This is a genomic window from Actinomadura sp. 3N407, from assembly GCF_052245875.1.
Classification (GTDB): domain Bacteria; phylum Actinomycetota; class Actinomycetes; order Streptosporangiales; family Streptosporangiaceae; genus Spirillospora.
The window spans coordinates 475690-492831 of sequence record NZ_JBQQBP010000001.1 but is presented as its reverse complement, the minus strand read 5'-3'; the positions used below and the strand labels follow the sequence as shown (position 1 = coordinate 492831).

Below are 17142 nucleotides of genomic sequence, written 5' to 3'. Positions count from 1 at the left end.
GGTCCCGCGTCCCATCCGCCTCAAGCCGCGGCGCGGCGGCCACGCCGATTCAAGACCGGCGCCTTACCCCTTGATTGCCGTTCACCTCATGATCGCGACCCGCGTCATTCCGGCGGGCGCAGCTCCACCGGGAAACCCGGCGGGGCCGCCTCCAGCCAGGCCAGGAAACCGGTCAGCGCCGCCGCGCCCATCGCCAGCTCCACGGTGAGGTCACCGTCCCTGACCTCGATGATGCTCACGTCCGGCAGCAGACCCTCGGCCTCCTCCGGGTCCGGGTCGCGGCGGTTGGACACGACGAGGCCCCGGCGGTGAATCACCTGCCGGGGCCTGCTGCGGAATTCGAACACGCGGTGCCAGTGCAGGGCGTCGCCCTTGTAGCGGCCGATGCCGAGCCTCCACACTCCCGGGGCTCCGCCCTCCCGGGGGAGCTCCCGCAGGCTGCACTCCACGGTGCCGCCTCCCCGCGCGAACAGCCGGCGGCGCACCGCCATGGAGACGTACAGCAGCACCGCCACCAGAACGAGCGCGGCGAGCACCCCGCCCGCATCCAGTGCCAGGTGCTCGCCCAAATCCCCCGCCGTCCGTCGATGCGCCGCGCGCAGCGCCTAGGCTTCGATGCCCGCGGCGCGCAGCCGCGCCCGGGCCCGCCGCTCCGGCGCCGCGTCCTCGCTCTCGGCCGCGAGCGCGTCCTCCAGTGCCCGCCTGGCCTCCTGGACGTCGATCTCGCCGCCCAGCTCGGCCTGCTCGGCCAGCACCGACACCTCGTCGGCGGCGATGGAGAAGAAGCCGCTGCCGACCATCGCCGTGACCGGCTCGCCTCCGTCGGCGGGCTCGATCTTCACCACGCTGCCGTCGAGGAGGACGCCGAGCACGGGGGCGTGGCCCGGCAGGATGCCGAGTGAGCCCTCGATGGTCTGGGCGACCACCATCTTCGCCTCGCCGGACCAGATCTCGCGCTCCGGCGAGACCAGCCCGACCTTCAGGGTTGCCACGTCTGTTCCTCCGACTGCTGGAGCGTCCTCCGACTACTGGAGACGGGCCGCCCCCGCGAAGGGACGGCCCCGCGAGCGGACTACCTCTCCAGCTCCTTGGCCTTCTTCTCGACGTCCTCGATGCCACCGCACATGAAGAACGCCTGCTCGGGCAGGTGGTCGTACTTGCCCTCGGACAGCGCCTTGAACGAGGCGATCGTCTCGTCCTTCGGCACCGTCTCGCCGGGCTGGCCGGTGAACTGCTCGGCCACGTACATCGGGTGCGACAGGAAACGCTCGATGCGCCGCGCCCGCTGGACGGTGACCTTGTCCTCTTCCGACAGCTCGTCGATGCCGAGGATGGCGATGATGTCCTGCAGCTCCTTGTACTTCTGCAGGATCCGCTTCACCTCCTGCGCGACCGAGTAGTGCTCGTTCCCCAGGATCTGCGGGTCCATGATCCGCGAGGTGGAGTCGAGCGGGTCGACCGCCGGGAAGATGCCCTTCTCCGAGATGCCGCGCGACAGGGTCGTCGTGGCGTCCAGGTGCGCGAACGTGGTGTGCGGCGCCGGGTCGGTGATGTCGTCGGCGGGCACGTAGATCGCCTGCATCGAGGTGATCGAGTTACCGCGCGTCGAGGTGATCCGCTCCTGCAGCACACCCATCTCGTCGGCCAGCGTCGGCTGGTAGCCCACCGCGGACGGCATGCGCCCGAGCAGCGTGGAGACCTCCGAGCCGGCCTGCGTGAACCGGAAGATGTTGTCGATGAACAGCAGCACGTCCTGGTTCTGCACGTCGCGGAAGTACTCCGCCATCGTCAGCGCGGACAGCGCCACACGGAGCCGGGTGCCCGGCGGCTCGTCCATCTGGCCGAACACCATCGCGGTGTCCTTGAGGACGTCCGCCTCGGCCATCTCCACCCAGAGGTCGTTGCCCTCACGGGTGCGCTCACCGACACCGGCGAACACCGAGGTGCCGCCGAAGTTGCGGGCCACACGGCGGATCATCTCCTGGATGAGCACCGTCTTGCCCACGCCCGCGCCGCCGAACAGGCCGATCTTGCCGCCCTTGACGTACGGGCACAGCAGATCGATGACCTTGATGCCGGTCTCCAGCATCTCCGTCTTGGACTCGAGCTGGTCGAACGCGGGAGCGCGCCGGTGGATGCCCCAGCGCTCGTTGATCTCCAGGGACGCGGTCGGGACGTCCAGCGCCTCGCCGAGGGCGTTCCACACGTGGCCCTTGGTGATGTCGCCGACCGGGACCGCGATGGACTTGCCGGAGTCGCGCACCGGCGCCCCGCGGACCAGGCCGTCCGTCGGCTGCATGGAGATCGCCCTGATCATGTTGTCGCCGAGGTGCTGAGCGACCTCGAACGTCAGGGTCTTCTCCTCGCCGCCGAGCGAGATCTCCGCGTTGAGGGCGTTGTAGATCTCCGGGATGGCGTCGGCGGGGAACTCCACGTCGACGACCGGGCCGATGACACGAGCGACGCGCCCGGTCGCGGTCGCCGTCTCTACCTGAGCAGTCATTATCACTCCCCGCCAGACTCGGCGAGCGCGTCAGCGCCACCGACGATCTCGCTGATTTCCTGGGTGATCGCGGCCTGCCGCGCCTGGTTCATCTGGCGCGTGTAGACCCCGAGCAGTTCGTTGGCATTGTCGGTCGCCGACTTCATCGCCCGCCGGACCGACGCCTGGAACGACGCCGCCGACTGAAGCAGCATGTGGAAGATGCGGCTCTCGATGTAGTTCGGCAGCATCAGGTCGAGCGCGGCCGCCGGGGACGGCTCGAACTCGTACGCCGGCGGGACCTTGGAGGACTCGGCCTCCTCGATCTCCAGCGGCATCAGCCGGGTGACCCGGACCGCCTGGGTCAGCATCGAGACGAACTCGGTGTAGACCACGTGGATCTCACCGACGCCGCCCTCGGCGTCCGACTTCAGGAAGTCCTCGGTCAGCCGCCGCCCGATGTCCTCCGCGTTCGCGAAGGACGGCCGGTCGCTGAACCCGTGCCAGGTCTGCGCGACGGGCCGGTCCCGGAACCGGTACCAGGTGATGCCCTTGTTCCCGACGACGTACGGGACCGGCTCGCGGCCCTCGTCCCGCAGCGCCCTGATCAGGGACTCGGCCTCGCGGATCACATTGGCGTTGTAGGCGCCGCAGAACCCGCGATCGCTCGTGACGATCAGGACCGCGCTGCGGGTGTCGGCCGGCTGCTCCTGGAGCAGCGGGTGGTCGATCCCGACGTGATGACTCACCAGCGCGGTCAGGGCCTGCGTGATCTGGTCGGCGTACGGCTTGGACGCCGCCACCGCCTGCTGGGCCTTGACGATCCGCGACGTGGCGATCATCTCCTGGGCACGCGTGATCTTGGCGGTCGACTTGACCGACTTGATCCGCTGCCGGAGTTGACGAAGCTGTGCGGCCATTGCCGTCAGTCCTTCTTGACGCGGGTGATCGTCTCCTGCTCGACGTCCTCGTCCGCGATCGCCTCGACGGGCTCCTCGGCCAGGATCTCGCCCTCGCTGGTCTGGAAGCCCTTCTTGAACTCCGTGATGGCGTTCTTGAGGCTGGCGAGGCCGTCGTCGGAGAGCTTGCCGGTCTCCCGGATGGAGGTGAGCATGCCGCTCTCCTCCCGCTCCATGTAGTCGAGGAACTCGCGCTCGAAGCGGCGGATGTCGGCGACGGGCACCTCGTCCAGCTCGCCGGAGGTGCCCGCCCACACGGACACGACCTCCTGCTCGACCGGGAACGGGCTGCCCTGCGGCTGCTTCAGCAGCTCCACCAGGCGCGCACCGCGGTCCAGCTGGGAACGCGAGGCGGCGTCCAGGTCGGACGCGAACGCCGCGAACGCCTCCAGGTCGCGGAACTGCGACAGCGCCAGGCGCAGCGTCCCGGCGACCGTCTTCATCGCCTTGATCTGCGCGTCGCCGCCGACCCGGGACACCGAGATGCCGACGTTGATCGCCGGCCGGACGCCCTGGTTGAACAGGTCCGACTCCAGGAAGCACTGCCCGTCGGTGATGGAGATGACGTTCGTCGGGATGTAGGCCGACACGTCGTTGCCCTTGGTCTCGATGATCGGCAGACCCGTCATCGAACCGGCGCCCATGTCGTCCGACAGCTTCGCGCAGCGCTCCAGCAGACGCGAGTGCAGGTAGAACACGTCACCGGGGTAGGCCTCGCGTCCCGGCGGGCGGCGCAGCAGCAGCGACACCGCGCGGTACGCCTCCGCCTGCTTCGACAGGTCGTCGAAGACGATCAGGACGTGCTTGCCCTGGTACATCCAGTGCTGCCCGATCGCGGACCCGGTGTAGGGGGCGATGTACTTGTAGCCCGCCGGCTCGGACGCGGGCGCCGCCACGATCGTGGTGTACTCCAGCGCGCCGGCCTCCTCCAGGGAGCGGCGCACGTTCGCGATCGTGGAGCCCTTCTGCCCGATCGCGACGTAGACGCAGCGGACCTGCTTCTTCTCGTCGCCGGACTCCCAGTTCTCCTTCTGGTTGATGATGGTGTCCACGCAGACGGTCGTCTTGCCCGTCTGCCGGTCACCGATGACCAGCTGCCGCTGGCCGCGGCCGATCGGGGTCATCGCGTCGATGGCCTTGATGCCGGTCTGCAGCGGCTCGCTCACCGACTGCCGCTGCACGACCGAGGGGGCCTGCAGTTCGAGCGCGCGGCGCTCGGTGCTCTCGATCGGGCCCTTGCCGTCCAGCGGGTTGCCCAGCGCGTCCACGACGCGGCCGAGGAAGCCGTCGCCGACGGGGACCGAGAGGACCTCGCCGGTCCGGCGGGCCTTCTGGCCTTCCTCGATCTTGCTGAAGTCACCCAGGACAACGGCGCCGATCTCACGCACGTCCAGGTTCAGAGCCAGGCCACGGGTACCGTCCTCGAACTCGACGAGTTCGTTCGCCATCGCGGAGGGAAGGCCCTCGATGTGGGCGATGCCGTCGCCGGAATCGACAACGGTGCCGACCTCTTCGCGCGCGGCGGCCTCAGGCTCGTACGACTGGACGAAGCGCTCCAGCGCGTTCCGGATCTCGTCCGGACGGATCGTCAGCTCCGCCATGATTCCTCTCTTGCTCCCTTTGGGGTCGGCTCCGCCGGTCGGCGGTCGGGCTCCGCCGGCGTCAGCCGGCGCCGAGCCGCCGGCGGACATCGTCCAGCCGTCCGGCGATCGTGCCGTCGATGACCTCGTCCCCGATCTCGATCGACAGTCCGCCGATCGCCGTGGGGTCGAGTTCGATGTTCAGGTGTACTTCGTGGCCGTAGGCGGCGGCGAGCACCGCGGCGAGCCGGGTGCGCTGCGCCTCCGACAGTTCGGCGGGGGTGCGGACGAGCGCGACCAGCCGCTGCCGGCGCTGGGCGACGAGCTTGCCGTACTCGGCCAGCCCGCTTTCCAGGCTACGTCCTCGCGGACGCAGCACCAGCTCGGTGACCAGCGTCAGCGTCGCCGCGGTGACCTTGCCTTCCAGCAGCGCCCGGACCAGCCCGAGCTTGCGCTCGTCCGGCAGGCCCGGCCCGGCGAGGGCACCGCGCAGTTCGGCCTCGCCCTCGACGACCCGGGAGAACCGGAAGAGCTCGTCCTCCAGGTCGTCGATCCTCCGGTCGGCCTCGGCGCGGGCGGCCTCGGCGGTGACCGCGAGGACCTCCACCGCGTCCGACAGCTCCGAAGGCTTGGACCAGCGCAGCCGGACGACGTCGGCGACCAGCCCGAGAGCGGCCGGCGACACCTTGCCCTCCAGCAGGATCTGGACGAGCTGCGCCTTGTCGGCACCGTCCCGCGACGGGTCGGAGACCGCCCGCCGCAGGCCGTGCTCGCGGTCGATCAGGTGCAGCACCGCGAACAGGTCGCCGCCGAGCTCGGCCAGGTCGGCGGAGGAGATCACCGCCTCCAGCCGCTCCCTGGCCTCGGCCAGCGACGCCCTGCTCACCGCTCCCGTGATGGTCATGATGTGATCTGCTCCTGCGTACGAGCGCGCTCCTCGAGCTCCTCGAGGAACCGGTCGACGACCCGGCTCTGCCGCGCGTTGTCCTCAAGGGACTCGCCCACGACTCGTCCGGCCAGCTCGACCGACATGGCACCGATCTCGGCCCGCAGCGACTGCAGCGCCTGCTGCCGCTCGGCCTCGATCTGCGCCTTGGCGTTGTCGACGATCCGGCGCGCCTCGACCTGGGCCTGCTCCTTGGCCTGGGCGATGATCTGCGCGCCCTGCTCCTCGGCCTTGCGGCGCTCGTTGGACGCCTCGACAGCCGCCGCCTTCTGCTGCGCCTTGTACTGGTCGAGGACCTGCTGGGCCTCCTTCTGCGCCTGCTCGGCCCGCTCGAGCCCGCCCTCGATCGCCTCGGTCCGCTTCTCCAGCGTCTCCTGCAGGCGCGGAGTGAGGATCTTGCCCAGGACGATCATCACGACGAGAAACGCGAAGATGCCGACGACGAGCTCGTACGCGTGCGGGACGAGAGGGTTGTTCTCCTCCGCCGCAAGGACGGAAGCTGCTCCGATCATGTCTGCAGCCCTTCCTCAGATGGGACCCGTGCTCAGATGCCCTGGAAGATGAACGGCGCGACCAGGCCGATCAGCGCCAGCGCCTCGGTGAGGACGAAGCCCAGCATCATGTTGGTGCGGATCACGCCGGTCAGCTCCGGCTGACGGGCGATCGCGTTCACGCCCTGACCGAAGATGATGCCGATGCCGATGCCCGGGCCGATGGCCGCGAGGCCGTAACCGATCGAGGTGACGTTGCCATTGACTTCGGCGAGGACTCCCGTCATGGGTTCTTTCCTTTTCTGTCGGCCGGCGGAGTCTCCGCCGGTCTGGCTTATCGAGGTTGTCTTGCTGGGCCCCCGTACCGGGGCACTGTGGGCCCGGGCTTAGTGGTCCGCGTGCAGACCGCTCTGGATGTACATGGCGGCGAGCATCGCGAACAGGAACGCCTGCAGGAACTGGATCAGCAGCTCGAACATGGTCAGCAGGATGGTGACGATCACGCCGATGATGCCGACCCCGAACCCGAGCGCCGTGGGCTTCTCGAACAGGAACCAGAAGCCGACGAGGCTGAAGAACGCCAGGATCATGTGCCCGGCGAACATGTTGGCGAAGAGCCGCACCGCGTGGGTGAAGGGGGCGATGACGAAGGTCGAGAGGTACTCGATCGGCACCAGCAGGAAGTAGACGGGCAGCGGCAGGCCCTTGGGGATCATGTTCGTGAAGTACTTCACCGGGCCCTGGTGCTTGATGCCCAGGTACACCTTGATGCAGTAAACGAAGATCGCCAGGACGGCCGGGAACGCGATGTGCGAGGCGACGGGGAACTGGATGATCGGGACGACCGCGAAGATGTTCCAGACCCAGATCAGGAAGAACAGCGACATGAGCAGCGGCATCCACCGCTCGGTGTTCCGGCCGAGGAACGGGCGGGCGATCTCGTCCCGCACGAACATGTAGCCGATCTCGCCGAGGTTCTGCATGCCCCGCGGCACCAGCTTCGGCTTGGCGAACGCCATCCAGAACACGACGCAGACGACCAGGGAGCCGAAGACCGCGAAGACGACGGGCTTGGTGAGCCAGGCGGGGCCGCCGGCGAAGAGGGGCGGGAAGTCGAACAGCTCCGTCCCCGGAGCCTGGAACTCCCCCTCACCGGGGGCGGCGAGGACCGTCAGCGCGTTCACGCGGCGTTCCCTTCATCAATGTGGTGATGTTTCACGAAGGCTTCCTCGGCGGCGGGGCCGCTCAGAGGGAGTGGCGACCGTACTTCACGTAGACCAGGTAGATGGCGAGCCCGACGCCCATGACCACGCCGACCGGGATCAACCAGTCCTGGCCCGTCCACCTGGACAGCAGCCACCCCACCCCGCCCCAGATGATCATTCCGGAGAGAAGGTAGCTGGGCACGGACCAAGCGGCGTCGACGAATTCCCGTTGGCCGTCCTCCGGCCGACGTTTCTGCTCGCTCATCGCGCTCCGGACGATAGCAGGCCATGCACGCGGTGGTCATATTGGAGTAGCCCGTTGGGAACATCACCATCCGCGGCGCGTGCATCACGGACTCCGGTCCAGCGCGTTCTCGGGTTCGTCAATGTAGGGCCTCCGCTGCAGAGCGACTCGGAACTCGGCGGCGATCCAGAGCAGTGCGAGCCCGATGACCGCCCAGCCGAAGACCTTCGTGTTCCAGACCGTGACCCCGTCCATGCTCGTGACCAGCAGCATCACCGCGAGGATCTTGACCATGTAGCTCGCCAGCGCGGCGAGCATCATCGTCTGCGCGGAGTACTTGCCGGCCCAGGAGACCACGAGCGCACTGATCGAGAAGAAGGCGATCACCACGACGGCGGCCAGTGCCGCCGCGAGGGCGCCCTTGCCGCCGGCGGCCAACAGGCCGATCACGACGGCACCCACCCCGGCGACCGCGGTCGGGATCGCGGCGCCGCGGAGCATCCTGGCGTCATTGGATTGCATGAGGGCTCCGGCTGGTCACGTTCGGTGGTCGTTTCTTGTTCGTGAAAGGTATCACAAGCGTCCGGATCGTCCGCAATTACCCTAGAGGTAATGCCCGCCCGGGGCCCGCGACTCCGCCTCCGACAACGCTCTCACCAGGGACTTTAGCCCAGGCGTGGCCGTGCTCCAGGCGTCGCGCGCGAAGACGGGCCGGTCACGGCACCCCGGCGCCGTGGCGTGACGATCGGCCGGCTCGCGACGGGGGTTGCGGAGAGTCGCCGGCCTGGGTGGAGAGCCGCGGCTTGCGGAGCATCAGCAGGACACCGGCGATCGCGACCAGCAGCGTGATCCCGAGTGTGATCCAGGCGGCGTCGAACAGCGCGAGGCCGACCAGCCCGGAGGCCAGCAGCCCGACCCAGAAGTACATGATCAGCACGGCGCGGCGGGTGGAGTGGCCGAGTTCCAGCAGCCGGTGATGCAGATGCTGCTTGTCCGGCGAGAACGGCGACCTGCCCTGGTTGGTGCGCCGCCACACGGCGAGCAGCATGTCGATGAACGGCACCGCCGCCACCGCCGGGATCAGCAGCACCGGCACGAAGAACGGGAACAGCCCGTTGGCGAGGATCGCCGGGTCGAACTGGCCCGTCAGCATGATCGTGGACGCGCTGAGCAGCAGCCCGATCAGCATCGAGCCGGTGTCGCCCATGAAGATCTTCGCGGGGCTGAAGTTGTGCGGCAGGAAGCCCGCGCACATCCCGAACAGCACCGCGGCGATGAGGGTCGCGGCGGTCAGCGTGGTGAGCCCGTTCGTCCGCGACAGCAGGTACGCGTAGGAGAACAGCGCCAGCGCGGCGATCCCGACGACGCCCGCGGCCAGGCCGTCCAGCCCGTCGATGAAGTTGACCGCGTTGATCGTGGCGACGACGACGAGGACGGTCAGCGGCACCCCGTACGCGGGTGGCAGCGACAGCGACTCGCCCGTCGGCAGCGGGATCACATAGATCTGGATGCCCTGCATGATGAAGATCCCGGCCGCCGCGACCTGGCCGGCGAACTTGGTGAGCGCGTCCACCTCCCAGCGGTCGTCCGCGATGCCGATCAGCACGATCAGACCGCCCGACAGCAGCAGCGCCTTGCCGACGCTGACGTCGCCGTCCGCGAGGACCTTGCGCATCTCCGGCAGCCCGGTCGCCACCACCAGCGCCGCCACCATCCCGCCGAACATCGCGAGACCGCCCAGCCGGGGCGTCGGGATGACGTGCACGTCGCGGTCGCGGGGAACGGCCTGCGCCCCGAACCAGACGGCGAACCTGCGCACCATCGGGGTCAGCAGGTAGGCGACCAGGGCGGCGACCAGGATCGTGAGCAGGTATTCCCGCACTCCCCTGCGCCTCCTTCGCCGATCACCGCTGCTGGTTGACTGCCCCGTGCGCGCGATCCCTCACATCCCGGCCGCCGTCACCCTATAGACGGCCGAGCGGGACGATCTGTTCACGATCGCGACCGGTCAACTGTAATCCTCCCGGCGGCCCTTCGCGGCGCGTTACACCGCCCGGAACCGGTGGACGCACACCACCCCGGCCCCGACGATCATCAGCGCGAGGCCGGCGAGGCACCGGTCTCCCATCGAGAACGCCCACAGTCCGTGCGCCGCGACCTCGTCGCCCGCGTCGGCGGCGACCAGCAGCGCCCCGGCCGCGGCCAGGACCGGGCCCGCCCGCCGGCGCGGGGCCGGGCGGCGGGGCAGCAGCGCCACCATCCCGAGGGACAGCGCGAGCAGCGCGGTGCCCGGCCAGCCGCCGGCCCAGCGCGGCGGGACGTACAGCGGGGGCTGGACGGCGATCGCGCGCTTGGGCAGCCGCACCCGGATCTTCATGCCCTCCCGCGGGGCGAGGGTGCGCTGGATGAAGTCCACGGCGTAGGGTCCGTCGCGGTCGCGCAGGCAGCGGGTCGTCGCGCCGCGAGTGCCGGCGTCGCAGGTCACGTGCCGCAGCGGGACCGGCGCCTCCACCCGGACGGCCGCGTTCCTGATCGGCACGTCCCAGCTCGTCCCGATCGCGTCCCACACCAGCGCGTCGTGGTCCGCGCGGGGCGTGAACGCCCGCGCCACCTCGTACTCGATCACGTAGGCCTGCCGCCCGCGGACCTCGCGCTGCCGGCCGCCGACGCTGATCTGCACGTCGTTCAGCAGCCGCATCGTCTTGACCCTGGACGGGGCGCCCGTCGACGAACTGGTCCGGATGTCGCGCACCTCGTACAGCCGGTCGCCGCGGCGGAACGGCACATGCCGGACGATGCCGTGCCCGCCGGTCTCGTCGAAGTCGTAGGTGATGGTCTCCCGGACGCGCAGGACGCCGTCGGTGCCGAGGGCGAGGACGACGTCGTAGGTCGCGATGCTCTCCGCGAGTTCCCCGGCGGCCGTCTCCGGCGTCGGCACCGCCCCGGACACCGCGGGAGCGGGTTCGGCCGACCCGCCGGTCCCGTCGATCCCGCCGGTCCTGTCGATCCCGCCGATCCGGCCGGTCTCGCCGGTCTCCGTGTCGCGGGGCGGGGCGGCGCGGGCGGGCGGCAGCAGAACGAAGGCCAGCAGGAGCAGCACGCCCGCGGCGATCACGGGCCCCCGGACACGGCCACGCACGTCAGGCATAGTTTCACCGTTGCCGCCGCGGTGTCGGTGTAACGACGTCGATACACCCGCCAGGCTACGTGCCACTGCCGGGTCCGGAGCCCGCTGTGACGCTCGTCATGGCGGGCGCCCGGACGGCCGCCCGCCGTTCCGTCCTAGGCCCGCTTCTCGTCTTTGGTGAGCGACGGCTTCACGCCCGCGTCGGCGGACTCGTCGGACGCCGGTTCAGGCACCGCGCCGGAGACCGTCTCGGCGGGCCCAGCGGCCCCGGGGACGGGCTCAGCCGCCACATCCGGGGCTTCTGACGACTCCCCCTTCGTGAGGGAGGGCTTGGCCAGGTCCACCGCCGACACGGCCTCTGCGGGCTCGGCGTCCACCGTCACCTCGCCGGACTCGTCCTGCCCCGCCGTCTCCGGCTCGTCGTGCTCGTCCCGCTCGTCCTCGTCGGTCAGCAGCATGCCGACCACCGCGCGGATCCTGTGCTCGGGAACGGCGCCCGCCCGCAGCAGCCGCGGGACGGCCCCGGTCAGATCCACGATCGTCGACGGGCCGGCGTGCCCGGACGCTCCGCCGTCCAGATAGACCGAGACCGAGTCGCCGAGCATCTTCTCGGCGTCCTCGGCGGCCCGTGCCGCGGGCCGGCCGCTGAGGTTCGCGCTGCTGACGGCCAGCGGGCCGGTCTCCTTCAGCAGCTCCACCGCCAGCTCGTGCATCGGCATCCGCACCGCGACGGTCCCCTTGGTCTCCCCGAGGTCCCACATCAGGTTCGGGTTCGCGCGGCACACCAGCGTCAGCGCGCCCGGCCAGAACTCGTCGATGAGGTCCTGCCCGTAGGTGCCGAGATCCTCCACCAGCGCCGTCGCGGCCCGCACCGACCCGACCAGGACCGGCGGCGGCATCTCCCGCCCGCGTCCCTTGGCGTCCAGCAGCGCCGACACCGCGGGCGCGGTGAACGCGTCCGCGGCGATGCCGTACACCGTGTCGGTCGGCAGGACGATCAGCTCGCCGCGCCGTACGGCCGACACGGCCTCCGCGATCCCGCGGGTGCGCTCCATCGGATCGGAGCAGTCATAACGTCGGCTCACAGGTCGCCCGTCTTCCCATCTGCGCGGCGCTCATCGGGTATGGCACCGCCAAGGATAACGGGCCCGCGGCCGGTCACTCCGCCACCAGCCGCGCGGTGACGAAGCGGTCCCGGTTGGTCAGGTCGCGGCGGTTGCGGACGTCGCGCCAGCCGTGCTCCTCAGCGAAGATCCAGTAGACGCCGTTGCCCTGCAGATCGCTGTGCTCGACGGCCGCGTAACCGCCGGGACGCAGCAGCCGGCGGGCGGTGCGCTCCACCACCCGGATCGCGTCCAGGCCGTCGTCCCCGCCGCCCCACAGCGCGTCGGCGGGATCGTGGTCGCGGACGTCGCGCGGCACGTACTCCCACTCGCTCATCGGAATGTACGGGGGGTTGCTGACGACGAGGTCGACGGTGCCGTCCAGCTCCTTGAGCGCGGAGCCGAAGTCGTCCAGATGCAGCCGGACGCGTCCCCGCTCGTCCAGCTCCTCGATGTTGCGGGTGGCGTGCACGAACGCGGTCGGGTCCTTCTCTACCGCGTGCACGCGCGCGCGAGGCGCCTCCAGCGCGATCGACAGCGCGATCGCGGCCGACCCCGTGCCGAGGTCGACGACGAGGGGGTCGCGGACGTCCATGTCGCGCAGCGTCTCCAACGCCCAGCCGACCATGACCTCGGTCTCCGGGCGCGGGACGAACACGCCCGGCCCGACCTTCAGCTCCAGGTAGCGGAAGAACGCGCGGCCGGTGATGTGCTGCAGCGGCTCCCCCGCCTCGCGACGCGCGACGAACTCCCAGAACCGGGCGTCGAACGCGCTGTCGGGGACGCCGTGCAGCTCCGTGCGCCGCACCCGGTGCACCGCCGCCGCCAGCTCCTCGGCGTCGGCGCGGGGGGAGGCCGCGCCCGCGTCCGCGAGCCGTGCGGTTGCCCTGGCGATCTCGTCGAGCAGCAGATTCATGATCCTTGTGCTTCGGCCAGGCGGCGTTCCATCTCGGCGTCGACGAGCGCCTGCGTGACGTTGTGGAGGTCGCCGTCCAGCACCTGGTCGAGGTTGTAGGCCTTGTAGCCGACCCGGTGGTCGGAGATCCGGTTCTCCGGATAGTTGTAGGTGCGCACCCGCTCGGACCGGTCCACCGTCCGGACCTGGCTCTTGCGCTCGGCCGCCGCCGCCGCGTCGGCCTCCTCCTGCGCCATCGCCAGCAGCCGCGACCGCAGGATCCGAAGCGCCTGCTCCTTGTTCTGCAGCTGGCTCTTCTCGTTCTGGCACGAGACGACGACGCCGGACGGGAGGTGCGTGATGCGGACCGCGGAGTCGGTGGTGTTGACGCTCTGCCCGCCGGGACCGGACGAGCGGTACACGTCGATGCGCAGGTCGTTCGGGTCGATCTGGACCTCGACGTCCTCGGCCTCGGGCGTCACCAGCACGCCGACGGCGCTCGTGTGGATGCGTCCCTGCGACTCGGTCGCGGGAACGCGCTGGACCCGGTGCACACCGCCCTCGAACTTCAGCCGCGTCCAGACGCCTTCCTCGTGGGCGCCCCTCGCCTTCACGGCGACCGTGACGCCCTTGTACCCGCCGAGGTCGGACAGGTGGGAGTCGAGGATCTCGGTCTTCCAGCCGACGCGTTCGGCGTACCGCAGGTACATGCGCAGGAGGTCACCGGCGAACAGCGCGGACTCCTCACCGCCCTCGCCCGCCTTCACCTCCAGGATGACGTCCTTGGCGTCGTTCGGGTCACGCGGGACGAGGAGATGCCGCAGCCGCTCCTCGAGGTCCCCGCGGCGCCCTTCCAGCTCGTCGGCCTCGGCGGCGAACGCCGCGTCCTCACCGGCCAGCTCGCGGGCGGTGGCGAGATCGCCCTCGGTGGACCTCAGCTCCCGGTGCGTCTCGACGATCGGCCGCAGTTCCGCGTAGCGCTTGCCCAGCTTCCGCGCCAGGTTCTGGTCGCCGTGGACGGACGGGTCGGCGAGCCGTTCCTCGATGCCCGCGTATTCGCTGATCAGATCGTCGAGATTCACGCTGTGTCCTGGCCCGTCCCGGCCCCCGGGGCCGCGGCGGCCTCCGGAAGCCGACTTCGAACGGCCCGGGGACCTCGCGAGGTGTTCCCGGGCCGTCCCTGGTCGCTGTGTGCGGCGCTCGCGCTACTTGCCGGCCTTCTTCTTGCCGAAGCGCTGCTCGAAGCGCGCGACCCGGCCACCGGTGTCGAGGATCTTCTGCTTGCCCGTGTAGAACGGGTGGCAGTTCGAGCACACGTCCGCGTGGATCACGCCGTTCTCGGCGGTGCTGCGGGTCTCGAAGGTGTTGCCGCACGTACACGTCACGGTCGTGACGACGTAGTTCGGGTGAATGTCAGGCTTCATCGTTCTCCTCGCTTCTGGCGGTCGCCGGGCGCCTCCGGGTTCACATGGCCGATCACGCCCGACAGGGCCATGAATGATGCAGGAGACGTGAACCGGTACCGCAGCGGTTGCGCGAACCGTCCTCATCCTCGGCTGGGTCGGCGGTGCCGGGCCGCCGGAACACCCCGGATGAGAACGACTCGCTCCAAGTGTGCCAGATACCTGAACGTGGCGAGGTCACCGGGCATTCCCCGATCCCGCCGGGGTCCGCCCGCACGCGGGACGTCCCCGGGACGTCCCCGGCCGAGGGCCCTCAGCCGCCCCCGCGGCCCAGATAGGCGAGGACGGCCATGACCCGGCGGTGCCCGCCCTGAGCGAGCTGCAGGTCCAGCTTCATGAAGATGTTGGAGATGTGCTTCTCCACGGCGCCCTCGGTGACGACGAGGTCCGCCGCGATGGCGCCGTTCGACCGTCCCTGCGCCATCAGCCCCAGCACCTCCCGCTCACGCGGGGTCAGCGCCTCCAGCGGGTCCCCGACGCGGCGCCGCCCCAGCAGCTGCCCGATCACCTCGGGGTCGATGACCGTCCCGCCGGCGGCGATGCGGCGCACCGCGTCGATGAACTCGGCGATGTCCGACACCCGCTCCTTCAGCAGGTAGCCGACGCCCTCGGCGCCGCCGCCGATCAGGTCCGTCGCGTACCGCTCCTCCACGTACTGCGACAGGACGAGGATCGGCGTGCCGGGCTTGCGCTCCCGCACGGCCAGGGCCGCGCGCAGCCCCTCGTCGGTGAACGACGGCGGCATCCGGACGTCCACGATCGCGAGGTCGGGATCGTGCTCGTCGACGATCCCGAGCAGCCCGGGGCCGTCCCCCACCGTCGCCACCGTCTCGATCCCGGCGTCGCCGAGCAGCCGGACGAGCCCTTCGCGCAACAGCACCGAATCCTCGGCGATCACTACCCGCATCCGTCCATTATCGGGCCGGCCCGCGACCGCGGCGACCCCCGCGATCCCGGGTTCCGGCTACCAGGTGCAGGGAAGGTCGGCGCGGATGATCGTGGGACCGCCGGGCGGGCTGTCCACGATGAGCATCCCGTCGATCGTGGCCGCCCGGTCGGCGAGCCCGGCCAGGCCGCCGTCCTGCCGCGCGACCGCGCCGCCGACCCCGTTGTCGATCACCTCGACGACCACCCACCGCTCCTCGCGGACCACCCGGACGGACGCCCGGGTCGCGCGGGCGTACTTGGCGATGTTCGCCAGCGACTCCGCCACGATGAAGTACGCGATGCTCTCCACCGCCGCCGGGGGACGTTCCGACAGGTCGACCTCCACCTCGACGGGCACCGGGGCACGGCCCGCCAGCCCCGACAGCGCCGGGTCCAGGCCGCGGTCGGTGAGGATCGCCGGGTAGATCCCGCGGGCCAGGTCGCGCAGCTCGGAGATCGCCTCCCTGGTGCCCGAATGGGCCTGCTCGATCAGCGCCCGCGCGCCCTCCGGGTCGTCGTCGAGCTTGGCGCGGGCCCGCCCGATGTCCATCGCCACCGCCAGCAGCCGCTGCTGGGCGCCGTCGTGCAGGTCGCGCTCGATGCGGCGGCGCTCGAACTCCGCCGCGTCTACCCCGCGGGCACGGCTCGCCCGCAGATGCTCCGTCCGCTTCCGCAGCTCGATGTTCTCGGTCTGCGACGGGCTCGGGCCGAGCAGCAGCCGCGCCCACGCGGAATGCCCGATCGCCATCACCCGCGTCACGTACATCGCCAGGACGAGGAAGACCAGCCCGCCCACCGAGATCGGCAGCGCCTCCAGCGGATTGCCGGCCCAGTACGAGACGAAGCCGAGGCTGACCTCGGCGCCGCCGTCCGCCGCCACGATGATCGGCATGGCCAGCAGCATCCCCGTCGCGGCCCAGACCGTCACCGACACGACGAACTCGACCAGCGTGATGGGGAACAGGACGGCGAGGTAGAGCAGGTCTTTCCAGGTGGCGGGGTCGGACGCCATCCCCTTCAGCTTGACCAGCGGGTTGCGTCCCGGCGGCAGCCGCCGGTACGGGCTCGGGATGCGCACGCCGAACGCCGCGCGGACGAACTGCCGTTCCAGTATCGCGGCACACCGCCACGCGATCATCATCAGCGCCAGCATCGGCAGGCCCACCCAGATGATCAGCAGTCCGATGGACAGCGACAGCCCGACGGCCAGCCCGATGAAGCAGCCCAGCCCGAACGCCATGCTGGCCGCCAGATAGATCGCCGAACGCCACGTCAGCGACGACTTCGCCATCGCCAGCGGAGTCCACCGGGTGTTCGCGACGGTCGCCGCCGTGTCCCCGCCGACCTGCATCACCGTGGCCCATCGCGCCGCCGCCCACCGCGCGGCGGTGCCGCCCGCGGTCGCGCCCCCGGCGCCGGGGTCCCTGCTCAGCTCGCCCACGTCCGTCCCTCCGTACCCGTTCCAACCTACGGTCCAAGCCTGCCGAGCGGGAGGGACGGGCGACATGATGGCCGCCGCCCAATCGGGGGTGGGGCTAACCCCACCCTGTTTTATTGCAGTGCCCTTGGCGGTCGTGTCGTCGGCCCCGGCCTGGGGCCCTCCTTCGGCGGGCACTGCGGTGCGATCGCTGCATCGCTTCGGCTCGCCTTGCGGCTCGCTGCGCGATCAGGTTCTCGCTTCGCTCGCACCTGCCTTCGGGCGCGATCGCGACGGTCCAGG

At 70.4% G+C, this 17142-nt stretch carries 19 protein-coding genes; all 19 read right to left on the bottom strand.

Translation table 11 applies throughout. The features are described from left to right. Positions 1-104: 104 nt before the first annotated feature. A complete protein-coding gene (locus tag ACTWPP_RS02235; RefSeq protein WP_443102332.1) occupies positions 105-569 on the bottom strand; it encodes a DUF2550 domain-containing protein in 465 nt (154 codons plus the stop codon). Positions 570-605: 36 nt separating this feature from the next. After that, positions 606-992, bottom strand: a complete 387-nt coding sequence (locus tag ACTWPP_RS02230; RefSeq protein WP_443102331.1) for a F0F1 ATP synthase subunit epsilon — start codon at positions 990-992, stop codon at positions 606-608. A gap of 80 nt (positions 993-1072) precedes the next feature. Beyond that, entirely contained in the window at positions 1073-2503 is a 1431-nt protein-coding gene (gene atpD / locus ACTWPP_RS02225) for a F0F1 ATP synthase subunit beta (protein WP_443102330.1), read from the bottom strand. Positions 2504-2505: 2 nt separating this feature from the next. Further along, entirely contained in the window at positions 2506-3402 is an 897-nt protein-coding gene (locus tag ACTWPP_RS02220) for a F0F1 ATP synthase subunit gamma (RefSeq protein ID WP_443102329.1), read from the bottom strand. Positions 3403-3407: 5 nt separating this feature from the next. Then, a complete protein-coding gene (atpA, locus tag ACTWPP_RS02215; protein ID WP_443102328.1) occupies positions 3408-5042 on the bottom strand; it encodes a F0F1 ATP synthase subunit alpha in 1635 nt (544 codons plus the stop codon). A gap of 61 nt (positions 5043-5103) precedes the next feature. After that, on the bottom strand, positions 5104-5925 hold the full coding sequence (locus ACTWPP_RS02210) for a F0F1 ATP synthase subunit delta (protein WP_443102327.1): 822 nt from the start codon (positions 5923-5925) through the stop codon (positions 5104-5106). Continuing rightward, entirely contained in the window at positions 5922-6479 is a 558-nt protein-coding gene (locus ACTWPP_RS02205) for a F0F1 ATP synthase subunit B (RefSeq protein WP_443102326.1), read from the bottom strand. Before ACTWPP_RS02205 ends, ACTWPP_RS02210 begins: the two co-directional genes overlap by 4 nt. Positions 6480-6511: 32 nt before the next feature. Beyond that, positions 6512-6745 carry an ATP synthase F0 subunit C gene (atpE, locus tag ACTWPP_RS02200; RefSeq protein ID WP_358465636.1) on the bottom strand — a complete coding sequence of 78 codons (234 nt, stop codon included), beginning with the start codon at positions 6743-6745 and terminating at the stop codon, positions 6512-6514. A gap of 99 nt (positions 6746-6844) precedes the next feature. Further along, positions 6845-7642 (bottom strand): F0F1 ATP synthase subunit A, encoded by a 798-nt coding sequence (gene atpB, locus ACTWPP_RS02195; protein WP_443102325.1) that lies wholly within the window; start codon positions 7640-7642, stop codon positions 6845-6847. A gap of 61 nt (positions 7643-7703) precedes the next feature. Beyond that, the gene (locus ACTWPP_RS02190) at positions 7704-7928 is read right to left on the bottom strand and encodes an AtpZ/AtpI family protein (protein WP_443102324.1); all 225 of its coding nucleotides are present in this window, start codon (positions 7926-7928) and stop codon (positions 7704-7706) included. 84 nt (positions 7929-8012) lie between these two features. Then, a complete protein-coding gene (locus ACTWPP_RS02185; protein ID WP_443102323.1) occupies positions 8013-8429 on the bottom strand; it encodes a hypothetical protein in 417 nt (138 codons plus the stop codon). 193 nt (positions 8430-8622) lie between these two features. Then, on the bottom strand, positions 8623-9789 hold the full coding sequence (locus ACTWPP_RS02180; protein ID WP_443102322.1) for an MraY family glycosyltransferase: 1167 nt from the start codon (positions 9787-9789) through the stop codon (positions 8623-8625). 162 nt (positions 9790-9951) lie between these two features. Further along, complete coding sequence (locus ACTWPP_RS02175; RefSeq protein WP_443102321.1) at positions 9952-11055, bottom strand: DUF2207 domain-containing protein; 1104 nt, start codon at positions 11053-11055, stop codon at positions 9952-9954. Between the two features lie 134 nt (positions 11056-11189). Then, positions 11190-12119: an L-threonylcarbamoyladenylate synthase gene (locus ACTWPP_RS02170; protein WP_443102320.1), complete on the bottom strand. Its 930-nt coding sequence runs from the start codon at positions 12117-12119 to the stop codon at positions 11190-11192. Between the two features lie 73 nt (positions 12120-12192). Continuing rightward, positions 12193-13053 (bottom strand): peptide chain release factor N(5)-glutamine methyltransferase, encoded by an 861-nt coding sequence (prmC, locus tag ACTWPP_RS02165; protein ID WP_443102319.1) that lies wholly within the window; start codon positions 13051-13053, stop codon positions 12193-12195. Beyond that, positions 13050-14114 (bottom strand): peptide chain release factor 1, encoded by a 1065-nt coding sequence (gene prfA, locus ACTWPP_RS02160; RefSeq protein ID WP_443102318.1) that lies wholly within the window; start codon positions 14112-14114, stop codon positions 13050-13052. Before prfA ends, prmC begins: the two co-directional genes overlap by 4 nt. A gap of 123 nt (positions 14115-14237) precedes the next feature. Continuing rightward, complete coding sequence (gene rpmE / locus ACTWPP_RS02155; RefSeq protein WP_021598595.1) at positions 14238-14456, bottom strand: 50S ribosomal protein L31; 219 nt, start codon at positions 14454-14456, stop codon at positions 14238-14240. Between the two features lie 292 nt (positions 14457-14748). Continuing rightward, positions 14749-15402: a response regulator transcription factor gene (locus ACTWPP_RS02150; protein ID WP_443102317.1), complete on the bottom strand. Its 654-nt coding sequence runs from the start codon at positions 15400-15402 to the stop codon at positions 14749-14751. A 57-nt stretch (positions 15403-15459) separates the two neighbouring features. Beyond that, on the bottom strand, positions 15460-16863 hold the full coding sequence (locus tag ACTWPP_RS02145; protein WP_443102316.1) for a sensor histidine kinase: 1404 nt from the start codon (positions 16861-16863) through the stop codon (positions 15460-15462). Positions 16864-17142: the final 279 nt, after the last annotated feature.